The organism is Shewanella psychropiezotolerans (assembly GCF_007197555.1).
Taxonomy (GTDB): domain Bacteria; phylum Pseudomonadota; class Gammaproteobacteria; order Enterobacterales; family Shewanellaceae; genus Shewanella; species Shewanella psychropiezotolerans.
The window spans coordinates 5,988,131-6,010,446 of sequence record NZ_CP041614.1 but is presented as its reverse complement, the minus strand read 5'-3'; the positions used below and the strand labels follow the sequence as shown (position 1 = coordinate 6,010,446).

Annotated in this window: 19 protein-coding genes and 1 pseudogene; 18 read left to right on the top strand and 2 right to left on the bottom strand. The window is 47.0% G+C overall.

What is annotated here, in order from left to right; genetic code table 11:
- Positions 1 to 154: 154 nt before the first annotated feature.
- From FM037_RS26220 to glpK, 3 genes are all read left to right on the top strand, one after another.
- Complete coding sequence (locus FM037_RS26220; RefSeq protein WP_144049147.1) at positions 155 to 1,507, top strand: outer membrane protein transport protein; 1,353 nt, start codon at positions 155 to 157, stop codon at positions 1,505 to 1,507.
- A 261-nt stretch (positions 1,508 to 1,768) separates the two neighbouring features.
- Positions 1,769 to 2,296 (top strand): nuclear transport factor 2 family protein, encoded by a 528-nt coding sequence (locus tag FM037_RS26215; RefSeq protein ID WP_144048421.1) that lies wholly within the window; start codon positions 1,769 to 1,771, stop codon positions 2,294 to 2,296.
- Positions 2,297 to 2,344: 48 nt separating this feature from the next.
- Positions 2,345 to 3,838 carry a glycerol kinase GlpK gene (gene glpK / locus FM037_RS26210; RefSeq protein WP_144048420.1) on the top strand — a complete coding sequence of 498 codons (1,494 nt, stop codon included), beginning with the start codon at positions 2,345 to 2,347 and terminating at the stop codon, positions 3,836 to 3,838.
- Positions 3,839 to 3,876: 38 nt separating this feature from the next.
- Here glpK and FM037_RS26205 read toward each other — a convergent pair whose 3' ends face one another.
- A complete protein-coding gene (locus FM037_RS26205; RefSeq protein WP_144048419.1) occupies positions 3,877 to 4,194 on the bottom strand; it encodes a hypothetical protein in 318 nt (105 codons plus the stop codon).
- 488 nt (positions 4,195 to 4,682) lie between these two features.
- Between FM037_RS26205 and mraZ the strand changes: the two genes are divergently transcribed.
- The 15 genes and pseudogenes from mraZ to lpxC all read left to right on the top strand — a co-directional run bounded on the left by mraZ (position 4,683) and on the right by lpxC (position 21,843).
- Positions 4,683 to 5,141: a division/cell wall cluster transcriptional repressor MraZ gene (gene mraZ, locus FM037_RS26200; RefSeq protein ID WP_144048418.1), complete on the top strand. Its 459-nt coding sequence runs from the start codon at positions 4,683 to 4,685 to the stop codon at positions 5,139 to 5,141.
- Between the two features lie 31 nt (positions 5,142 to 5,172).
- A complete protein-coding gene (gene rsmH, locus FM037_RS26195; RefSeq protein ID WP_144048417.1) occupies positions 5,173 to 6,114 on the top strand; it encodes a 16S rRNA (cytosine(1402)-N(4))-methyltransferase RsmH in 942 nt (313 codons plus the stop codon).
- Between the two features lie 70 nt (positions 6,115 to 6,184).
- Positions 6,185 to 6,499, top strand: coding sequence for a cell division protein FtsL (gene ftsL, locus FM037_RS26190; protein WP_144048416.1), 315 nt, complete (start codon positions 6,185 to 6,187; stop codon positions 6,497 to 6,499).
- Positions 6,500 to 6,579: 80 nt separating this feature from the next.
- Positions 6,580 to 8,322, top strand: a complete 1,743-nt coding sequence (locus FM037_RS26185) for a peptidoglycan D,D-transpeptidase FtsI family protein (RefSeq protein ID WP_152831179.1) — start codon at positions 6,580 to 6,582, stop codon at positions 8,320 to 8,322.
- Entirely contained in the window at positions 8,322 to 9,800 is a 1,479-nt protein-coding gene (gene murE, locus FM037_RS26180) for a UDP-N-acetylmuramoyl-L-alanyl-D-glutamate--2,6-diaminopimelate ligase (protein WP_185976916.1), read from the top strand. Before FM037_RS26185 ends, murE begins: the two co-directional genes overlap by 1 nt.
- Complete coding sequence (locus FM037_RS26175; RefSeq protein ID WP_144048413.1) at positions 9,797 to 11,164, top strand: UDP-N-acetylmuramoyl-tripeptide--D-alanyl-D-alanine ligase; 1,368 nt, start codon at positions 9,797 to 9,799, stop codon at positions 11,162 to 11,164. The genes murE and FM037_RS26175 overlap by 4 nt, the downstream gene beginning before the upstream one ends.
- Positions 11,164 to 12,245: pseudogene (gene mraY / locus FM037_RS26170) on the top strand (phospho-N-acetylmuramoyl-pentapeptide-transferase). Before FM037_RS26175 ends, mraY begins: the two are co-directional and overlap by 1 nt.
- Before the next feature lie 6 nt (positions 12,246 to 12,251).
- The gene (murD, locus tag FM037_RS26165) at positions 12,252 to 13,601 is read left to right on the top strand and encodes a UDP-N-acetylmuramoyl-L-alanine--D-glutamate ligase (RefSeq protein ID WP_144048412.1); all 1,350 of its coding nucleotides are present in this window, start codon (positions 12,252 to 12,254) and stop codon (positions 13,599 to 13,601) included.
- On the top strand, positions 13,594 to 14,808 hold the full coding sequence (gene ftsW, locus FM037_RS26160; protein ID WP_144048411.1) for a cell division protein FtsW: 1,215 nt from the start codon (positions 13,594 to 13,596) through the stop codon (positions 14,806 to 14,808). The genes murD and ftsW overlap by 8 nt, the downstream gene beginning before the upstream one ends.
- Positions 14,808 to 15,905 (top strand): undecaprenyldiphospho-muramoylpentapeptide beta-N-acetylglucosaminyltransferase, encoded by a 1,098-nt coding sequence (gene murG / locus FM037_RS26155; protein ID WP_144048410.1) that lies wholly within the window; start codon positions 14,808 to 14,810, stop codon positions 15,903 to 15,905. The genes ftsW and murG overlap by 1 nt, the downstream gene beginning before the upstream one ends.
- 1 nt (position 15,906) lies before the next feature.
- Positions 15,907 to 17,376 (top strand): UDP-N-acetylmuramate--L-alanine ligase, encoded by a 1,470-nt coding sequence (murC, locus tag FM037_RS26150; protein ID WP_144048409.1) that lies wholly within the window; start codon positions 15,907 to 15,909, stop codon positions 17,374 to 17,376.
- 131 nt (positions 17,377 to 17,507) lie between these two features.
- Entirely contained in the window at positions 17,508 to 18,275 is a 768-nt protein-coding gene (locus FM037_RS26145; RefSeq protein ID WP_144048408.1) for a cell division protein FtsQ/DivIB, read from the top strand.
- On the top strand, positions 18,275 to 19,510 hold the full coding sequence (ftsA, locus tag FM037_RS26140; protein WP_144048407.1) for a cell division protein FtsA: 1,236 nt from the start codon (positions 18,275 to 18,277) through the stop codon (positions 19,508 to 19,510). Before FM037_RS26145 ends, ftsA begins: the two co-directional genes overlap by 1 nt.
- Positions 19,511 to 19,584: 74 nt before the next feature.
- On the top strand, positions 19,585 to 20,757 hold the full coding sequence (gene ftsZ, locus FM037_RS26135; protein ID WP_144048406.1) for a cell division protein FtsZ: 1,173 nt from the start codon (positions 19,585 to 19,587) through the stop codon (positions 20,755 to 20,757).
- Positions 20,758 to 20,922: 165 nt separating this feature from the next.
- The gene (gene lpxC / locus FM037_RS26130; protein WP_144048405.1) at positions 20,923 to 21,843 is read left to right on the top strand and encodes a UDP-3-O-acyl-N-acetylglucosamine deacetylase; all 921 of its coding nucleotides are present in this window, start codon (positions 20,923 to 20,925) and stop codon (positions 21,841 to 21,843) included.
- Positions 21,844 to 21,850: 7 nt separating this feature from the next.
- Here the strand turns inward: lpxC and FM037_RS26125 are convergent, their stop codons facing one another.
- Positions 21,851 to 22,303, bottom strand: coding sequence for a DUF721 domain-containing protein (locus FM037_RS26125; RefSeq protein WP_144048404.1), 453 nt, complete (start codon positions 22,301 to 22,303; stop codon positions 21,851 to 21,853).
- Positions 22,304 to 22,316: the final 13 nt, after the last annotated feature.

Sequence of the window (22,316 nt, the reverse complement as noted above, 5' to 3'; positions counted from 1 at the left end):
TACCTCGGCATATCCAGTTAATTACTCTGAATTATCTCTCTTGCTTGCAAAGATATTCTGCATAAGTACACTCCAGATGCTAAAAATCGAGCTATTACTCTAAAGCTGATGTCGATTAAGAAAGATAATAATTATGGGAATAAAAACTAAGATGATGAACAAGCGCATAATATCTCTGGCCGTGACTGGGGTGCTCCTGGGAAGTGTATCTCATGTACAGGCGGCAGGTTTTCAATTAGCCGAGTACTCAGCCACGGGTCTGGGCCGTGCTTTTGCCGGTGAAGCGGCTATGGCCGATAATGCATCCACTCAGGCACGTAACCCTGCCATGTTGACCTACCTTGAAGGGACGAGTTTCTCTGCAGGTGGCATCTATGTGATGCCAAACGTAGATGTGACTGGTGATATCTCTATCGCTTCTCCGCTGTTCGGCTCACAGGCGATGACGATGAATGCCGATGCCATAGATGTTGCCGATAATGCTGTGGTACCTAATTTTTATTTTTCTAGTCAGATTAATGATAGCTGGACCTGGGGGATGGCGATTAACTCTAATTACGGTTTGACGACTGAGTTACCAGCCGATCACGCGGCGGCCATCTTCGGCAGCGAGACTTCGGTGACTACTGTCGAGTTTAATCCCAATATTGCATACAAGATCAATCAAGCATTCAGTGTCGGTGCAGGACTGAGAATCGTATACGGCGAGGGAAATATCGGCGCATCGGCTCCTGGCTGGATCGATGGATTGAAGGCTCACCCTTCGCTGCCAGCAGACGTCGCAGAGGCTCTACCAGCTGGTGGTACCAGCCTTAAGAGCATGGAAGGTGACGATATTGCTATGGGTTGGAAAGTTGGCGCCAGCTGGCAGATAAATCCTGCACATCGTCTGGGTTTCGCCTATCACAGCGGTGTTGAGCTAGAACTTGAGGGCTCGGCTTCGGGTCTGCTTTATACTGGCGGGCAAGATGTCGATATTGAAGGAAACTTGCCACTGGAGTTACCAGCATTTGCTGAGCTGGCTTCTTATCACCAACTCAGTGACAACTGGGCCATGCATGCCAGTGTTAACTGGACGCAATGGAGTGTCTTCGATGAATTAGTCGCTTATTTCCCGGGTGACGTTAAGCCTGTGGGTGGATTGGAGTCAGATCTTGTTAAAGAAGAGAATTTTAAGGATAACTGGCGCTTCGCATTGGGCTCTACATATCAGTTAGATAACGAATGGCTTTTACGCACGGGTATCGCCTACGATAATACCGCAGTGGATGATGAATATCGCACCATGACTATTCCGGATTCTGATCGTTTGTGGCTCAGTGTCGGTGCCGGTTATCAAGCCTCTGAAAATCTGACTGTAGATTTTGCTGTGACTTATATTAAGGCTTACGGTGATGCACCGATCAATGAGTCGATGAATCTAATGGATCTGGCTCAGGTGAACTTCGATGGTGAAGCTGTTGGCGATGTCTGGTTAGTCGGTATGCAATTAAGTTACAAGCTATAATCCACTTAGCTTAGTTGTGAAGCTGTGGGCTATGTCTGGCTAATCGGGTTAGTTTATATTCAGTTCAGTGACTCGATGTAGCACTAAAGGCTTACCTAAAGCTGGATAACAATGCCTCACTTATGTGGGGCATTGTCGTTTCTGTCGTATTTGACTATATTTTGTTAGTAAAATGAACTTCATAAGATTATATTCATCTAATACGATGAACTTAATCTGTGATCTATTTTAGATCGGCAACTACCAAACAAGAGGTGTGATATGAAGCCCTATCTACTTGCGGCGACCCTGTCTTTACTTCCTTTTACCGCAATGGCCAATCAGACCTCTACTGAGATTGTCGAAGGATTTATCGCAGCCTACAACAGCCATGATGTCAAACAGATGCTGCAATACACTACAGATGATGTTCGTTGGATGCATGTTACCGGGACCAAGGTTGAGGTCGAAACCTCTAGCCAGAAAGAGTTTGCGGCCGCGATGGCGGATTACTTTGAGACATTGAAAGATGCTAATGCCACTATTCTTCAGATGATCGATTCGGGCAATTATGTCAGTACTGTGGAAAGGGTGACCTGGGACAATGATGGTGAGCAACTGAGTCAGTGCAGCATCGGCAATTTCCATATTAAAAATGGCAAGTTGGCCGAGTTTTGGTATCTGCCAGCTCATGCCTGTGATGAAATCACGGTGGAAGCCAATGCTGAAGAGCCCGAGTCAGCGAATACTGTGGAACCAGAAACAATAGTGGAACCCGAAATAGGAGTGTTACAGGAGACTCAGCAATAACCTGTATGGTTATGATTGAGAAATACTAGCCAACAATAGGAAAAAGTTGTGACCAAGAAATATGTGATTGCGTTAGATCAGGGGACCACGAGCTCAAGAGCTATCGTATTTGATCATGATGCCAATATTGTTGCCATGTCTCAGCGCGAATTTACTCAAGTATACCCTCAAGCGGGCTGGGTTGAGCATGATCCTATGGAAATATGGGCATCCCAAAGTTCGACCCTGATCGAAGTGCTCGCCAGAGCCGATATTCATAGTGATGAAGTGGCCGCCATTGGCATAACTAATCAACGTGAAACTACGATCATATGGGATAGAAAAACAGGTAAGCCGGTATACAACGCCATTGTTTGGCAATGCCGTCGTAGTAGTAGTATCTGTGATGAGCTCAAGTTACAAGGCTTAGAAGAATATGTACGCGAGTCTACCGGGCTTCTCTTGGATCCCTATTTTTCAGGCACTAAAATAAAGTGGATATTAGATAATGTTCCCGGTGTCAGAGCTCGGGCGGAAAAAGGCGAGCTCCTGTTCGGCACTATCGATACCTGGCTGGTGTGGAAGTTGACCGAGGGCAAGGTTCACGTCACAGATCCGACGAATGCGAGTCGCACCTTACTATTTAATATTCATACTCAGCAATGGGATCAAAAGTTACTCAAAGCACTCGATATACCCAGCTCTCTATTACCCGAGGTTAAACCATCTACTTGTATCTATGGTAAGACAAGAATTGCAGGGGAAGGTGGGGAGATAGATATTGCAGGAATTGCAGGTGATCAGCAATCGGCCTTGTTTGGTCAGCTCTGTATCGATGAGGGCATGGCCAAGAATACCTATGGCACTGGCTGTTTTCTGCTGATGAATACCGGTAAACAGGCGGTGCGATCTCAACATGGCTTGTTAACCACTATAGCCATAGGTGCCAAGGGGGAAGTCAATTATGCCCTGGAGGGAGCCGTGTTTATGGGGGGGGCGACTATTCAATGGCTCAGAGATGAGCTTGGCCTTATTCGTGATGTCCAGGATACCGAATACTTCGCTTCTAAAGTAGCAGATACCAATGGTGTTTATTTGGTCCCCGCTTTTGTCGGTTTAGGTGCGCCTTATTGGGAGCCAAATGCGCGTGGTGCCTTAGTCGGTTTAACACGAGGCTCCAATCGTAATCACATTATCAGAGCCGCACTAGAGGCTATAGCCTATCAGAGCCGCGATCTTCTCGAGGCGATGACTAAAGACAGTGGAGTCATGTTAAAACAGCTTAACGTCGATGGTGGCGCCGTTGCTAATGACTTTTTAATGCAGTTTCAGGCAGACATAAGCAACGTAGAGGTGCATCGTCCGGTCGTCACCGAGACTACGGCAATGGGAGCTGCTTTTTTGGCTGGTTTGGCTGTGGGGTTTTGGCAGTCTACGGCTGAGCTGAAACATAAAGCAAACTTAGATAAATCCTTTAGTCCTGATATTTCTGCCGAGGCTAGAGAGAGTCTTTACCTCGGTTGGAAAGAGGCTGTTTCTCAAGTTACGTCAACCAAGGCCTAGCTGAAAATGATCTTGCTGTTATTAGCTATGGGGGCTGATTAAATATCGATATCAATTCTGGGGAGTGGTGAGTTCACCGCTTCATGTTCGGCGAGATCTCTGCTTGTTTTACGTTCTCTTTCACTTGCTTCATTTTTTTCAGAGTCACTGCGGCGATCGCCACGAAATAGACCTTCACGTCTATCTTCCTGTGATTGTCGTCGTTCAAGACTCGACTGCTCCGATTGTGGGGTCTCATGATCGTCGGCAGCAATACTCGCGCTATTGTCAGCTTCCTCGACCATCAAGCGTTTACGTTTAATGCTTAGCTGAATGGGGCGTGCAAGCATGGCATAAAGGCTATCTAAACCAACCATGATATCTCCTGTTAAGTACTCCTACTTAGTACTATCGGCAGTTTCTGCTCGATATTTAGTCATGCTTAAGTGTTAAAGTTGGTTCTTACATAATAGACCAATGATTAATCTTTGTTTATCTGAGCTTCTTCATTCATAAGTATTTTGATGAGATACGATGTAAATAGCGCTCATAAAATCGAATCGGAACGCTCAATTTCCAACTGAGTCGAATATTTCTGGGATTTCCTACCACTTTTCACCTCTAGTATTCGACATTAGTTTCCTCTTCTGTCTGTTTTTTCAACTCTTTAGGGTTCTAGATCCACTTTCCTCCATCTAGTTTCGTCAACTCAATCATTTTTTAAACATGCTGCTAACCCGCTTGAGTACTGGATTTTTAAATAGGTGGTGCTCTTGACAAGTCTTGTGTTCTGTCTCTAGAATTAGCAATTGTGGGAATTTGTGGATATATGTGGATCATTTACTGACAGCAAGGACAAGCTAACGTGTTTCGTGGTGCGAGTGCTATAAACCTTGATACAAAAGGCCGGATCGCTATCCCTAAGCGTTACCGTGAGCCATTACGTGCCGAATATCATGGTCAGTTAGTGATTACTGTTGATTTTCAATCATCATGTCTTCTGCTGTATCCATTAGATGAATGGAACAAGATTGAAGCAAAACTGCTTCTGCTTTCCGATACCCAAGCTTCTGAACGAGCTATGAAAAGATTGCTATTAGGCTATGCACACGAGTGTGAGCTAGATGGTAACGGTAGGTTATTACTTCCTCTGCCGTTACGTCAATATGCGAATTTAGATAAACACGCAATGTTAGTGGGTCAGTTAAACAAATTTGAGCTCTGGGATGAGGCTGCATGGCAGCAGCAGATAGAGCAAAGCCGAGAGACGATTCGTAGCGAAGAGTTCGCCAACAATGAACGTCTTGCCGATTTCTCACTGTGATCAGTGACGCAAAAATAGATAGAAGATACTAATGAGCCAAGAATTTTCACATTTATCAGTACTGCTTTCTGAAACGGTTGCAGGCCTGAACATAAAACAAGATGGCATCTATATCGATGGCACCTTTGGCAGAGGCGGGCATTCTCGTGAAGTGTTGAAGTACTTAGGTGAGAATGGTCGTTTAATTGCTATAGACAGAGATCCACAAGCCATTGAGGCTGCTAAGCAGTTTGCCGACGATAACAGGTTCAGCATAGTGCATGGTGGTTTTGGTCAACTGGCTACTTATGTTGAAGATCTTGGCTTGAAGGGCAAGATAGATGGTGTATTGCTCGATTTTGGTGTTTCATCACCCCAACTGGACGATGCTGAGCGTGGATTCAGTTTCTTAAGAGATGGTCCACTAGATATGCGTATGGATAACTCTCAGGGGGAAACCGCTGCAGAGTGGATCGCCCGCGCCGAAATTGAAGATATGGCTTGGGTATTTAAAACCTATGGTGAAGAGAAGAATTCTCGTCATATCGCGCGTTGTATTGTGGCAGATCGTGAAAAGACTCCTTTCTTGAGAACCAAGGAACTGGCGGACCTTATCGCTAGGATCTGTAAGAGTAAGGAACGCAATAAGCATCCAGCCACACGAGTATTTCAGGCCATACGCATCTACATCAATAGTGAATTAGAGCAGATCGACCAGGCATTAGAGGGCGCACTTGTCGTGCTGGCACCTCAGGGACGTTTATCGGTGATCAGCTTCCATTCTCTCGAAGATAGGATGGTGAAACGCTTTATCCGTCGCCATACCCGAGGGAAAAGTGTTCCCCATGGCTTACCGATCACAGAGGCCGAACTCGATAAAACGCGTTTGTTGAAGGGCATTGGTAAGGCGACCAAGCCTTCTACCGAAGAAGTTGAGATAAACAAGAGAGCCCGTAGTTCTGTTTTGCGAGTCGCAGAGAGATTAGAGTATTGATAATGGGTGTGGAAGCAAATGCTAATACCTGGCTCATTGGATATAAGCATGCGTAGCAGGGAGTGCTGATATGGGGCAAGCTCAGCTTAATCTGACTCGAATCGTCTTACTCGATCTTTGGCATCATAAGTGGGTATTACTGCTTGCGGCGGCAGTGGTTGGTAACGCGATCACCATTGTATATACAAGCTATGTGAGCCGTAAATATATCAGCCAATGGGATCAGATGTGGCAGGAAAGAGATAGGTTAGATATCGAATGGCGAAATCTATTGCTCGAAGAGCAATCTCAGTCTGAACATAGTCGAATTACCCGGATTGCGAGTAAACAGTTAGACATGAGTCGGCCATTGCCTAAGGAAGAAGTTGTGGTAAGGATACCGTGATAATAATCCCGTTTATATATTGAAAATGTATAAACATTCACAGCTACAAACAATCAAGGATAGGTGATAACAAGAGTATCATGAGGAAGAACAAGCAGGCTAAAAGGAAGCAAAAACCACAGCTCATTCACTGGCGTTTATACGTAGTGGTAGGGTTCGTCTGCCTGTTATTCACCAGCTTGATTGGTCGTGCCGCCTATATTCAAATTATTGAACCTGAAAAGTTGCGCCATGAAAGTGATATGCGCAGCTTAAGAACGACCAGCAGAGAGGTTCAGCGGGGACTCATTACCGATCGTAATGGTGAAATGTTGGCTGTCAGTGTACCTGTGAAAGCCGTGTATGCCGATCCTAAAGTGGTTTACGACAAAAATGGCTTTGCCGATATGCGTCTTTGGGAGGCGTTAGCCGATGTACTCCATGAGCCCGAAGACAAGATTTTAAGTCGGGTTCAAGCCAATCCCAAGCGACGTTTCACCTACTTGAAGCGTCAAGTGACTCCAGCTGTTGCCGATTACATTAAAAAACTCAAATTGCCCGGGATATATCTTAAAGCCGAGTCGCGCCGTTATTACCCCACCAGCGAAATCACCGCCCAATTGATCGGCATTACTAACATAGATGATGTGGGTATCGAGGGGATTGAAAACACCTATAACGATTGGTTGACGGGTACTCCTTCGAAACAAAAGGTACGTAAATCCCGAGATGGACACGTAGTTGAGCGCCTGGACATGGTGCAAGAAGGTGAGAGTCCCAATGACTTGGTTCTGAGTATAGATCAGCGTATTCAGCAATTAGCCTATCGAGAGATCAAGCGTGTCACTGAGATCAATCAGGCTACGTCTGCCTCGATAGTCGTCATCGATGTGAACACAGGTGAAGTATTGGCTATGGCAAATACCCCATCCTATAACCCTAACTCCCGAGACAACTTACAAAGTTATCGTATGCGTAATCGTGCGTTAACCGATGCCTATGAGCCGGGCTCAACAATTAAGCCTTTTGTGGTCGCTGCAGCATTAGAAGCGGGCACAATTGACAAGGACCAGATCTTTAAGACCTCACCGGGACGTATTCGGATCGGCGGTAAGATAGTGCGTGATGGCAGGAACTATGGCGACCTTTCCTTGGGTGAAGTATTGGTTCATTCCAGCAACGTAGGCATGACCAAGATAGCCTTATCTATGCCGGTGCAGGAACTATTAGGCTATTACCAGGCCATGGGCTTAGGCAATTATTCAGGCATTAATCTTGCGGGTGAGAGTACAGGCTTACTTCATGACCGTAGACGCTGGTCTGAGTTTGAACGAGCGACGCTTTCTTTTGGTTACGCTCTCACAGTGACTCCGTTACAGATCGCAAGAATGTATGCCATGTTGGGCGGTAAAGGTGTCTTGTACCCATCTTCTATCTTGAAGCTCAAGAAGAAGCCTGAGGGGGTACAGGTGATATCTCCGGAAGTTGCCCAGCATGTGATGGAGATGCTGATAGGCGTGACAGAGGCTGGTGGCACAGCCAGGAAAGCGCATATTGAGGGCTATCCAGTTGCGGGCAAGACAGGTACGGCGCGAAAAGCCGTTGCCGGCGGCTATGGTGAAGACTATGTCGCCCTATTTGCCGGCGTCGCCCCTGTGCATAACCCAAGACTGGCGATTGCAGTCGTGGTGAATGAGCCCAAAGGAGACAGGTATTATGGTGGCGATGTGGCCGGTCCCGCATTTGCTAAGGTGATGTCTGGCGCATTACAGATGCTGAATGTGGAGCCTATTTCCTCGAAAGAAAAAGTACGTTTAGAAAGTCATGTCAGGAGAACAGAATAATGCGGCTAAGTGATCTTCTAGCGCCTTGGTTGCATTACTCAGGGCTGGAATCATTCAATAACATATTATTGGACAGCAGAGTGATTGCTGTCGGGGATCTATTTATTGCGGTCCCTGGACATCTTGTCGATGGCAGAAAGTTTATTTGTGCTGCATTCGAACGAGGTGCGGTGGCAGCCTTAGTCCACACGGATGACCCTGCCGAACATGGTCAGCTCAAGCTTGAAAAAACGGACTCACCTCAGGTGTTGTTTTTCCAATTAAGCCAACAGTTGTCGGCAATCGGAGCACAAGCTTATCCATTGGGGGCACTGAGACTCAAACTCATTGGTGTCACCGGAACTAATGGTAAAACATCCATTACTCAATTGATGGCTCAGTTAGTCGCTCTTTTAGGCAAGCAAGCTTCCTTGATGGGCACTTTAGGTAATGGTTTATGGGGGGACTTAGTCGACAGTGGCAATACCACTGCCGATCCCATCACTATTTTCGCCCAGTTACAGGCTTTTAACCTGGCGGGTGCCGACTTGTGCGCCATGGAAGTATCCAGCCATGGTCTTATTCAGGGCCGGGTTGAAGCCGTTCCTTTCGATGTCGCCGTGTTTACTAATTTGAGCCGAGATCACTTAGATTACCATGGCACTATGCAGGCTTATAGCGACGCAAAGAAAAGGTTATTTAAGTTTCCATCCTTGCAAGGCAGCTTGATAAACCTCGATGATGAAGTCGGACGTCAGTGGCTCTCTGAGGAGCAATCGGCTAAGCACCTTGGTTTCAGTATCTGTTCGGCACATGCCGAAGCCGCGAGTATATACACCCAAGATAACCATCAACACCATCAAGGTGTCACGGCGACCCTTGTCTGGCCCGAGGGGCAGGCTAAGTTGGCGTCACCTCTGTTAGGTTCTTTCAATCTCTCCAATTTAGTTGCAGCACTGGGTGCCTTATATTTGATTGGCTACGATATGCAGGCCATGGCGGCCATGGCGCCTCAGCTAAAACCTGTCGCGGGAAGGATGGAGCGTTTTACCACTGAAAATGGTGTGACCCTAGTGGTTGATTATGCCCATACCCCGGATGCTATAGAGCAGGCTCTCAAGGCGTTGAGAGGCCATTGTGAAGGTCAGTTGTGGTGTTTATTTGGCTGTGGCGGCGATCGCGATAAGGGTAAACGGCCATTGATGGCTCAAGCTGCCGAAGTCTATGCAGATAAGGTGATGGTTACCAGCGATAATGCCAGAAGTGAATCTCCTGAAGTCATCATCGAAGAGATATTAGCGGGTTTGAATGCCCCAGAGCGAGTGCTAACTCAAATGAATAGGGAGAAAGCCATCAGACAAGTTGTCGCCTTAGCTAAGCCTGGAGATCTCGTCTTGCTGGCGGGGAAAGGACATGAAACCTATCAAGAAATAGCAGGCGAACGCTTGGATTATGATGAGAGAGCATTAGCGAAATCACTGGCGGGAGAGCGGATATGATCCCATTGAACTTGTCAGGTATATGCCAACGCTTGAATGCCAGGCTAGTGGGCGCAGACGGTGAGTTTCGTCATGTTTCCAGCGACAGCCGAGCTATCCCAGCGCAAACTCTTTTTATCGCATTGAAAGGCGAGAAATTCGATGGGCATGATTTTGCGGGCACGGCAGTGGAAAATGGCGCAACAGCCTTGTTGGTCGATCACGAATTACCACTGAACATTTCTCAACTGATCGTTAAAGATACCCAGAGGGCGATGGGAGAGCTGGGAGCTCACCTAAGAGAGCTTATCCAGCCCAAATCAGTTGCGTTAACCGGTTCAAATGGCAAGACTAGCGTTAAGGAGATGGTGGCGACTATCTTATCTCAAAGGCACAAGGTCTTGTACACCGCTGGTAACTTCAATAATGAAATTGGCGTGCCTTTGACACTCTTACGCTTAGAGGCCGATGATGAATTTGGTGTGTTCGAGTTAGGCGCGAACCACAAGGGGGAGATCGATTACACCTCTTCCTTGGTAAAGCCTGATGTGGCCTTAGTCAACAATGTAGCGTCGGCGCATCTGGAGGGCTTTGGTTCTCTTGAAGGCGTTGCCAGTGCAAAGTCTGAAATATTTAATCATTTAGCATCGACTGGGACGGCAGTGATTAATGCCGACGATCAGTTTGCATCTGTAATGCTGGCAGCATCGATGAGTTTTACTCAACTGACGTTTGGAGTCGAGTCAGAAGCTGATATTCAAGCATCTGATCTTGAAGCCGATTCAGTGGGGTGTTACCGCTTCAAATTGAGTTACTTGCAAGAGACTGTTTTTATCGCTCTGCCACTATCTGGACGTCACCAGGTGAGTAATGCCCTAGCCGCTACGGCCATCTGTTTATCTTTTGGATTAACGCTAAATGAAATAAAATTAGGCTTGTCACTTCTAGTGCCTGTCAAAGGTAGAATGCTGCCCACTCAATTGGGGCGGGTCCGTGTGATCGATGATAGCTATAATGCAAACCCTGCTTCAGTCACCGCTGCAATCGACTGGCTTCAAGAAATTGAAGGTCATCGCTGTTTAGTGCTGGGTGATTTGGGAGAACTGGGCGACAATGCGGCCCTTTTGCATACTGAACTAGGCGAGCTGACAAGACAAAGAGGCCTGGATTCGCTGTTTACCTTAGGTGAGCTCAGTGCTAATGCGAGTCGTGCCTTTGGGGGCGATGGCCATATTAGCCTCGAACGTTTGGTAGAAGATTTAATAAAAAATATTAAGCTGTTACAAGGTGATGTAACTGTTTTGGTCAAAGGATCACGTAGTGCCAGAATGGAGCGCGTGGTCGAAGCTTTAATACTTGCCTACGGGCGCGGGGAGTTTGTTTAATGCTGGTGTATCTGGCGGAGTATTTAACTCAGTTTTATTCTGGGTTTAACGTTTTTTCTTATGTCACTTTCAGAGCCATCTTAGGTCTGATGACCGCTTTGGTCTTCTGCCTTTGGTGGGGACCTAAAATGATCGAGCGTCTACAGACGCTGCAGATTGGACAGGTTGTGCGCAACGATGGACCAGAATCACACTTTAGCAAGAGTGGTACGCCAACCATGGGCGGTATTCTGATCTTGGCTGGTATTTTTATCAGTGTATTGCTTTGGGGAGATCTGGGCAGTCGATATGTTTGGGTCGTGTTGTTCGTATTGGCAAGCTTTGGTCTCATCGGTTTCATCGATGATTATCGTAAAGTGGTTCGTAAAGATACCAAGGGATTGATTGCAAAGTGGAAATATATTTTGCAATCAATAGCGGCCATAGTGATCGCATTTTACCTTTATGCCTCTGCAGATACTCTGGGTGAAACCCAACTCGTGGTGCCATTTTTCAAAGATGTTATGCCGCAGATGGGAGCTTTCTTCATTGTTTTAGCCTACTTCACCATCGTAGGCTCGAGTAATGCAGTGAATTTAACCGATGGGTTAGACGGTTTGGCGATCATGCCTACTGTCATGGTTGCGGCTGCGTTTGCCCTGATTGCCTATCTGTCTGGTCACGTACAGTTTGCTAACTATTTGCATATCCCTTATCTGCCAGGGGCCGGTGAGCTGGTCATTGTCTGCACCGCGATTGTGGGTGCGGGTCTTGGGTTTCTCTGGTTTAACACTTACCCGGCACAGGTCTTCATGGGAGATGTTGGATCCCTTGCTCTGGGGGCCGCATTGGGAGCCATCGCAGTCTTAGTTCGTCAGGAGATCTTATTGGTCATCATGGGGGGGTGTTCGTGATGGAAACTGTTTCGGTGATTCTACAGGTCGGATCATACAAGCTTCGTGGTCAGCGAATCTTCCGTATGGCACCTATCCATCATCATTATGAATTGAAAGGTTGGCCCGAGCCCAGAGTGATCGTTCGATTCTGGATCATCTCACTGTTCTTGGTTTTGCTTGGCCTTGCCACGCTGAAGTTAAGGTAATTGACTATGGAACTGCACAATTCGCACTTAGTTTTAGGATTGGGAGCCACTGGGCTCTCGGTTGTGCGCTATTTGTGCCAGCAGGGGATCACACCTCTAGTCATGGACACTCGTGAGGAACCTCCAGGGGCCAAGCAGCTAGCGCTCGAATTTCCTGAGGTGAACTTAATTACCGGAGGCTTCGATTGCCGCTATCTGGTGCAGGCCAGTCAAATAGTGATTAGTCCAGGCATAGCCATAGATACGCCTGAGATCCGTGCAGCAATAGACATGGATATCGAGGTTATCGGTGATGTCGAGTTGTTCGCACGAGCAGTTAAAGATAGAAGCCCATGCGTCATAGGGATCACAGGCTCGAATGGTAAGTCAACGGTCACAACATTAATGGGCGAGATGGCTAAAGCCGCCGGCCTTAATTATGCACTGGGTGGCAACATAGGGATCCCGGTTCTGAACCTATTACAGAGTCCAATCGATCTTTATATACTCGAGTTGTCCAGTTTTCAACTAGAGACAACTCATAGCCTGAATTGCATTGCGGCGACTTGCTTAAATATCAGTGAAGACCATATGGATCGTTATAGAGATCTAGAGGCTTACAGGCAAGCTAAGTTGTCCCTCTACGATCAGAGTAAGAGAGCCTTGTTTAATCGTGAAGACTCCCTGACTCAACCCAATGACCCAATGAACCAAAACAGCTTCGGTTTAACGTCGCCAGTAAACGACGAATGGGGCGTTAAGGATGGCAAGATAGTCCATGGGACAACCGAGATTGTCTCATTACATGATGTTGCGATCGTCGGCAGTCATAATCATGCCAATTTAATTGCCGCCATGGCTCTGGCTTATCATGCCGGTATAGAAAAAGAATCCATGATAGAAGTGGCTAAACACTTTACTGGCCTAGCTCACCGATGTGAGCTAGTGGCAAATATAAACGCAGTCTCTTACGTCAATGATTCAAAGGCGACGAATGTCGGTGCTACGGTTGCCGCGTTGCAAGGCTTGAGTGAGCATTTAGGTGACATCATTCTGATTGCCGGTGGCGATGGCAAGGGGGCCGACTTTAGCCCATTGGAAGCTGTATTAGATAAGGTTACTCACCTCATTACCTTGGGTAAAGATGGCGATGAAATTGCGGCACTAAAAGATAATTCCAAGCGAGTCGACTCGATGGCCGATGCCGTCAAGCAAGCTGCTGGTTTGGCAACGGCTGGCGACATTGTCTTATTGTCTCCGGCTTGCGCGAGTCTGGACATGTATAAGAATTTTATGGCTAGAGGCGATGATTTTCGTGAACAGGTACAGGCGTTAAGCGCCAAAAACTTAGATCCTGAGGCTGTCACGGATGCCTAGCCAAGAGAGGCAACTTAACTTGTTTGGCTCGTCTGTTACATGGCGTTGGCTCAACTTGTTTAAAGACAATGAGGCTCCAGGCACACAGCTGTATGATCGTGCCTTGCTGTTCTCTATCCTCGCATTGATAAGTTTTGGTTTTGTCATGGTGATGTCGGCCTCTATGCCTGAGGCGCAGAGCCTGACCGGTAATCCTTTTCACTTTGTGATCAGGCATATTGTTTATCTTATTGGCTGCGTGGTTATTTCCGCCGTGGTGCTGCAGATAGAGATGAGTCACTGGCAGAAGTTTAGTCCCATGTTACTGCTTATCGTAGGAATCATGTTGGTTGCGGTTTTGCTGGTAGGGACCACAGTGAATGGGGCTAAACGTTGGTTAACGATCGGGCCGATTAGAATACAGGTAGCTGAGCTGGCCAAGTTTGCATTCGCTATCTATATGTCTGGCTACCTTGTGAGGCGCCATGAAGAGATTAGAGAAAATGCCAAGGGCTTCTACAAGCCTATTGCCGTGTTTGCGGTATATGCGGTGCTTATCCTGTTGCAGCCGGATTTGGGTACGGTCGTAGTCCTGTTTGTGGGCACCGTTGGCTTGCTATTTTTGGCTGGAGCTCGACTGTTTGATTTCTTCGCCCTGATTTTGACCGGAGTGTTGGCGTTTGTGGCCTTGGTATTATTGGAGCCATATCGAATGCGCCGGGTGACATCTTTCTTAGACCCCTGGCAAGACCCGTTTGGCAGCGGTTATCAGTTAACTCAGTCTTTGATGGCCTATGGCCGTGGCGACTGGTTTGGGCAGGGCCTGGGGAATAGCATTCAAAAGCTCGAGTATCTGCCAGAAGCACATACCGACTTTATTTTTGCTGTGATAGGTGAAGAGTTGGGTTTTGTGGGCATTATTGTAGTCCTGTCTGTGTTGCTCTTTGTGGCGTTAAGAGCGATTAGGTTAGGTAATTTATGTATCGCGATAGATAAAGCCTTCGAAGGTTATCTCGCCTATTCCATCGGGATCTGGATCTGTTTTCAGACGGTTGTGAATGTGGGAGCGAGTATCGGCATGTTACCGACCAAGGGCTTGACCTTGCCATTTATCAGTTATGGGGGCAGTAGCCTCTGGGTTATGACAGCCGCAGCCATGATACTCATTCGCATCGATCATGAGCGGCGTTTGAGTTGTATCCAGGCAGTACAAGGAAAAATTAATTAATGACAAATGTCTCCGCAGATAAACGTATCTTAATCATGGCCGGTGGTACAGGTGGCCATGTGTTTCCTGCGTTAGCGGTCGCCAAATTCCTAAGCCAAAAAGGCTGGAAGGTAAGGTGGCTGGGTACGGCCGAGCGCATGGAAGCTCGTCTAGTGCCTCAGCATGGCTTCGATATTGATTTTATCGATATCAAGGGTGTCAGAGGCAACGGACTAGTGCGTAAGTTAGCCGCGCCATTTAAGGTGATGCGCTCTGTGATGCAAGCGAGGGAAGTGATACGAGAGTTTAAGCCGGATGTAGTCTTAGGCATGGGTGGTTTTGCCAGTGGGCCAGGAGGGATTGCAGCGAGACTGATGGGAATACCTCTGGTGTTACATGAGCAAAATGCCATCCCCGGGATGACTAACAAGTTGCTGTCTCGTTTTGCAAGCAAGGTTTTATGTGCCTTCGAAGATACCTTTGAGCAGGTATCGGCTCAGGTCGTCGGTAATCCGATACGTAAAGAGTTGGTTGAATTAGGCCTATCCGCAGAAGAAGACTGCGTCGAAGATGCATTAAAAGTATTAGTCGTTGGCGGGAGTTTAGGGGCGAAAGTATTTAATGATCTTATGCCCGGAGTGACTGACGCTGTGAGTAAGACTCACTCCATTACTGTCTGGCACCAAGTGGGTAAAGGCAATCTGGTATCGGTAAAAGGTGAGTACCAGCATCTAGGTCAAGACGGAAGCGTCATCGTCGCCGAATTTATTGACGACATGGAAGCTGCATATCGTTGGGCTGATGTCGTGTTATGCCGGGCTGGAGCCTTGACGGTATCAGAGTTAGCCGCCGTCGGTTTACCCAGCATACTAGTGCCTTACCCGCACGCGGTCGACGATCATCAAACAAAAAATGCTCGAGTGTTGGTGAATGCCGGGGGCGCATTTTTACTGCCTCAGACCATTCTGGATGCCGACAAATTAATTAATAAGTTACAGATATTAGCCTCCGACAGAGCCGAGCTTTGTCATATGGGCGAAAAAGCTAAAGATGTTGCTGTTATTGACGCCACCGAAAAAGTGGCTGAGGTTTGCATCGAGTTGGCACAGAAGGATTGAGATGAGTAAGAGTAAAGAGAAATATTCACAGTTAAGAAGCATCATTCCTGAGATGAGACGAGTTAAGCATATCTATTTCGTCGGTATCGGTGGTGCAGGCATGGGTGGAATAGCCGAAGTGCTGGTCAATGAAGGCTACCGCCTATCCGGTTCTGATATTGCCGAGAATCCTGTCACTGACAGGCTGAGAGCTTTAGGCGCTCAAATTTATATCGGTCATCAAGCAGAGCAAGTTCATGATGCAGATGTTGTGGTGGTATCGACCGCCATCGATGCAGAAAACCCTGAGCTAATCGCGGCGAGAAAGTTGAGAATACCCGTTGTTCAGCGTGCAGAGATGTTGGCTGAGTTGATGCGCTACCGTCACGGGGTTGCCGTTGCTGGCACCCACGGTAAGACCACGACAACTAGCTTGATTGCCAGTGTCTATGCTCAAGCCGATCGAGATCCCACTTTCGTTATCGGTGGTCTGCTTAATAGTGCAGGAACCAATGCGAGGTTAGGCCATAGTCGTTACCTTATTGCCGAGGCTGATGAGAGTGATGCGAGCTTCTTGCACCTGCAGCCCATGGTTAGTGTGGTGACAAACATTGAAGCCGATCATATGGACACCTATGGTGGAGACTTTGAGAAATTAAAATCCACCTTCATAGATTTCCTGCACAACTTGCCATTTTATGGTGTCGCAGTGATGTGTATCGATGATCCGGTTATCCGTGAACTGCTGCCTAAAGTAGGCCGGAAAATTGTCACCTACGGTTTTCATGAAGATGCAGATATTCAGGCATTAAACTTTGTTCAGCAAGGTTATCGCAGCCACTTCACACTCAGACGAGATGGTCTGACAGACATAGAAGCGATGGTAAATTTACCTGGTGAGCACAATGTACTCAACGCACTGGCGGCGATAGCAGTGGCTACCGAAGATGAGATAGAAGATGAGGCAATTGTGCGTGCCTTGGCTGAGTTTCAAGGTATAGGGAGACGCTTTCAGCAACTGGGAACTTTTGCTACTAGCAAAGGTGAGGTGATGTTAGTCGATGATTATGGTCACCACCCTAGTGAAGTCGCTGCAACCATCAAGGCGGCAAGGCTGGGTTGGCCAGATAAACGTCTTGTCATGATCTACCAGCCACATAGATATAGCCGCACTCGAGACCTTTATGATGATTTTGTCGAGGTGCTATCTCAAGTCGATAGCTTAATCTTGCTCGATGTGTATGCCGCAGGCGAAGCCCCTGTACCGGGAGCCGATAGTCGGGCATTATGTCGCTCCATTCGCCTGCGCGGGCAGCTGGAGCCAATTTTTGTTGCCGGAGCAGAGCAGCTGCTTAGCTTATTACCGGATATTCTACAAGGCGGTGACTTGTTGCTGACTCAGGGGGCTGGCAATATCGGCGCCTTATCAAAGTTGATTGCTCAAACAAACTTAGGTTTTGATACTGCGAGTTTAGATGCAGGAGAAGTGTGATTATTTACTGTATATCATTGAAGGTGATAGAGGTTTTGACCCTGAGCATAAGGTCTATATAATGACCGGTTTTCCGTGGCGTACTGATGAAAGGCATTCACACCGAAAGAAAGAGAGAAGGTGGGGTGCTCGTGTCTTGGGGTGAGGTTGGTAGCCGTTGGAAGGCTAAGCTGTTGCAGATGGATTGGTACCTTTGTTTTGGGCTGATATTTCTTTTCCTTGTCCTCATAGGTTTATCTATGGCTGCTTGGAAGTTGAATTTGATACTCAATGATGCGGACGCCCTGCCTATTGAAGCCGTTGCCATTAAAGGGGATCGAACGCATACCTCAGACGAGGAGATACAGACGGCCCTGCAGGACTTGATGCAAAGAAGCTTTTTTTCTGCCGATGTGAATCAAGTTCAGGAAGCATTAGAGGCATTGCCCTGGGTTTATCAAGCGTCAGTGAGACGTGAATGGCCTGCTAAATTGAAAATCTATTTAGTCGAGCAAGATGTGGTCGCCCATTGGAATGGTGATGCCTGGCTTAACAATCTTGGGGAAGTGTTCGATGCTCCTCAAAAAGAGGATATTGGTCCCTTACCAAGATTGGCAGGTCCTGAAGATCAGTCTAAGATCGTGTTGACCACGTATCGGCAAGTGAGTGAGTTACTGAACATTAATGGCTTTGACTTAGAGGGATTAAGTTTGAGTCCTAGACATGCGTGGCATGGTGTCCTAGGCAGTGGAATCATGCTAGAGCTAGGTAGAGAAGATAAAATGGCCAGGATACAAAGGTTTATAAACGTGTATCCGACGCTGATTAAGCAAGATAAAGACGTTGCTAAGGTAGATTTGCGCTACGACACCGGATTAGCCGTGGGTTGGGTTAACGCACAGAAGAGAGCCAGTAAATAATGACCAAGAATCAAGATAGAAACCTGATCGTTGGATTAGACATAGGAACGTCAAAAGTTGCTGTGATTATAGGTGAAGTGCTGCCCGATGGTGAGATAAGTGTCGTCGGTTTGGGGACCCACCAATCCAGAGGCATGGATAAAGGTGGTGTGAATGACCTTGATTCAATTGTACGCAGCGTCCAGCGAGCCTTAGATCAGGCTGAACTGATGGCAGATTGTCAGGTCTCGTCTGTCTACTTGGGCATCTCTGGTAAGCATATCGCATGTCAAAATGAAAATGGCATGGTGTCAATCAATGATGAAGAAGTCACCCAAGACGATGTCGATAACGTTATCCATACGGCTCGTTCGGTGAAGATACCGACAGAGCGTCGTATTTTACATGTGTTACCGCAAGAGTACGCCATCGATGTCCAGGATGGGATTAAAAGCCCTATTGGCATGTCCGGTATGCGCATGGAAGCTAAAGTTCATATCGTCACATGTGCCAATGATATGGCGAAAAATATAACTAAGAGTGTCGAGCGTTGTGGTCTTAAAGTCGATGATCTCGTGTTCTCGGCGATTGCTTCAGCCGACTCGGTATTGACCAATGATGAAAAAGATCTCGGGGTCTGCCTGGTCGATATCGGCGGTGGCACAACCGATATCACGGTATATACCAATGGTGCATTGAGGCATTGTGCGGTTATACCAGTTGCGGGGAATCAGGTGACTAATGATATCGCCAAGATTTTCCGTACGCCTCTGGCCCATGCAGAGCTGATAAAGGTTCAATACGCTAGCGCTCGAAGCGCAATGGTAAGTCGTGAAGACAGTATAGAGGTCCCATCTGTAGGGGGGCGTCCGTCTCGAACAATGTCGAGACACACCTTGGCTGAAGTGGTTGAGCCTAGATATCAAGAGTTGTTTGAGTTGGTGTTGAAAGAATTACGTGATTCTGGTCTAGAGGACCAGGTCGCTGCTGGTATCGTTCTCACTGGTGGAACATCTTCCATCGAGGGGGCAGTGGATGTGGCTGAGGCTACATTCGGTATGCCGGTAAGAGTAGCAAACCCACTACCTGTGAAGGGCTTATTCGAATATGTTGATCAGCCCATATATTCGACAGGTATTGGCTTGTTACACTATGGAGCAAGAAGGTTGTTTGAACGTCAGTTTGAGCGTCCTGAGCGACAAGGGGTAACCAGCATTTGGAATCGGGTTCAAAGTTGGTTTAAAGGTGAATTTTAATACCAGGTTAGTACATTAACTTAGTGTTTGATTTGGTATTTCATATATAACGCAGGCAAAACGGAGAGAAGACCATGTTTGAGATCATGGACAGTCATACAGATGAAGCGGTGATCAAGGTCATCGGTGTCGGTGGCGGTGGCGGAAACGCAGTAGAGCATATGGTTAAGCATAACATCGAAGGTGTTGAGTTTGTTGCTACTAACACAGATGCGCAAGCACTGAGAAAGTCGTCTGCTGGTACAACTATTCAATTAGGACGCGATGTCACTAAGGGTTTAGGCGCCGGAGCTAATCCAGAAATAGGTCGTTTGGCGGCAGAAGAAGACAGAGAAAATATCAGAAATGCTCTTAAGGGCTGTGACATGATTTTCATTGCTGCGGGTATGGGCGGTGGAACGGGAACAGGAGCCGCACCAGTAGTCGCAGAAATAGCCAAAGAAGAAGGGATCTTAACGGTTGCTGTCGTGACCAAGCCGTTTCCTTTCGAAGGTAAGAAGCGTATGGCTTATGCTGAACAAGGCATCGAAGAGCTGGCTAAGCATGTGGATTCACTGATCACAATTCCTAACGAAAAGTTGCTTAAGGTCTTGGGGCGCGGCACATCACTGTTAGATGCGTTTGCTGCGGCTAACAATGTACTTCTTGGTGCCGTTCAAGGCATTGCCGAGCTTATCACGCGTCCGGGTTTGATTAACGTCGATTTTGCCGATGTGAAGACTGTGATGTCTGAGATGGGCAACGCCATGATGGGTACTGGTGTCGCCAGTGGTGAAGACCGAGCCGAGGAGGCCGCCGAAGCTGCTGTAGCCAGTCCATTGTTGGAAGATATCGATCTGGCTGGAGCCCGTGGTGTATTGGTTAACATCACAGCGGGTATGGATATGAGCATAGAGGAATTTGAGACCGTGGGTAACCATGTCAAAGCTTATGCTTCTGATAACGCTACCGTAGTCGTCGGTGCGGTTATTGATCCAGAAATGAGTGATGAGCTACGTGTTACTGTAGTTGCTACTGGTATAGGCTCAGAGAAGAAGGCTGATATCCAATTAGTGACTAAACCTGCTCCTCGTCCTGAGTCCGTCGTGACTCCCGAAGTACGTACAGAGCCGCAAGGTGACGAATTGGTCCAGCCTATGGTTAGCGGCAATGTAGTTCCTGTGGCGCAGACTGCAGCAGCCCCAGCATTAAGGAATGAAACTGATTACTTAGATATTCCCGCTTTCTTACGTAAACAGGCTGATTAAGCTATTCGTGTAGGCTGGTATTAATTAAATTTTGCTGCATGTTCTACAGGTGATTTTTGGTTAATCTACAAAGGTATGCTAGCATATTCGACCAGCCACGCCTGAATCTAGTGATTCAGGGGGATAGGTTGAGTGCTTTTTTTGTTGATATATACAGGTAAGACTATGATTTTTCAAAGAACTGTTAGAGAAATGGTAAAAACTACCGGCGTCGGATTGCATTCCGGCAATAAGGTGACTTTGAGCATCAAGCCTGCACCAGTTAATTCGGGTATCGTACTAGTGCGCACAGACTTGGAGCCTGCAGTTTCTATCCCTGCTAAGGCGGAACTTGTCCGTGAAACCACTATGTGTACGGCACTAGTGAATGACGATGGCATTCGTATATCAACGATCGAGCACCTATTTGCAGCGCTTGCGGGACTCGGTATCGATAATGCGATTATTGAAGTCGATGCGCCTGAGATACCTATTATGGATGGCAGTGCAAGTCCATTTGTTTTCTTATTACAATCAGTAGGAATTCAAGAGCAAACCGCGCCAAAGAAATATTTAAGAATCAAGAAAAATATACGCGTTGAAGACGGTGATAAATGGGTAGAGTTAAAACCTTATAAAGGCTTCAAAGTAGATTTTACTATCGACTTTGATCACCCGGAAATTGCGCGTAGTAAGCAGCATATGGTGATGGATTTCTCATCTTCAGCCTTTATTCGTGATATCAGTAGGGCGAGAACTTTTGGGTTCATGCGTGATATTGAGTATTTACGTGCTAATAATTTAGCGTTAGGCGGCAGTATGGAGAATGCCGTTGTGCTTGATGAATATAAAGTTCTCAACCCCGATGGCCTGCGTTATGAGGACGAGTTTGTTAAGCACAAAATTTTAGATGCATTTGGTGATTTGTATGTTGCAGGCTATGCCATCGTCGGTGAGTTCTGCGCATACAAGACCGGGCATGCGCTAAATAATCAATTGGTACGTGCTCTATTGGCTCAACAGGATGCCTGGGAGTTAGTCAGCTTTGAAAAAGAAGACGAAGCTCCAGTGAGTTTTTCGGTTCCTAGCGGTGCAGTATTTGCCTGATAGTGAACTAAGATTGTCTTGAACGACTGGCTAAAGCAGCCAGTCGTTTTAGTTTTATCCCTAAAGATCCTTCCGTATGTTCAGCTAGTGCCTCTATGTGTTCTGCAGCTGCTTTAGTGATTTTGTTGTTATTTGTTTTGGGTTTTGTTGCATACAAAAACAGACTCGGGTTGACTTTAACTTCGATAGCGGACAGCATGGGTAACGTTTCGGCTTGAAGCTGTTGCAAAATCTTGGCTTTTTGGAAGTTTATTCTTGCAGCCCATGCAGCAGTTGTCGTTTCGATAACTAGAACACCCTGACGGAGATTGGCAACCTTGAGCTGCTGTGACACTGGACCAGTCAGCACTTGTTTTACGTGATTATCCAAGTGCAACAGAAGTTCTGCTTTTTCAGCTATCTCAGGGAATTTCCCTTGCTGATGCAGTAATTGGCTTAGGTCTCTAGGGGGCTTTTTCATATGATAATAAAAT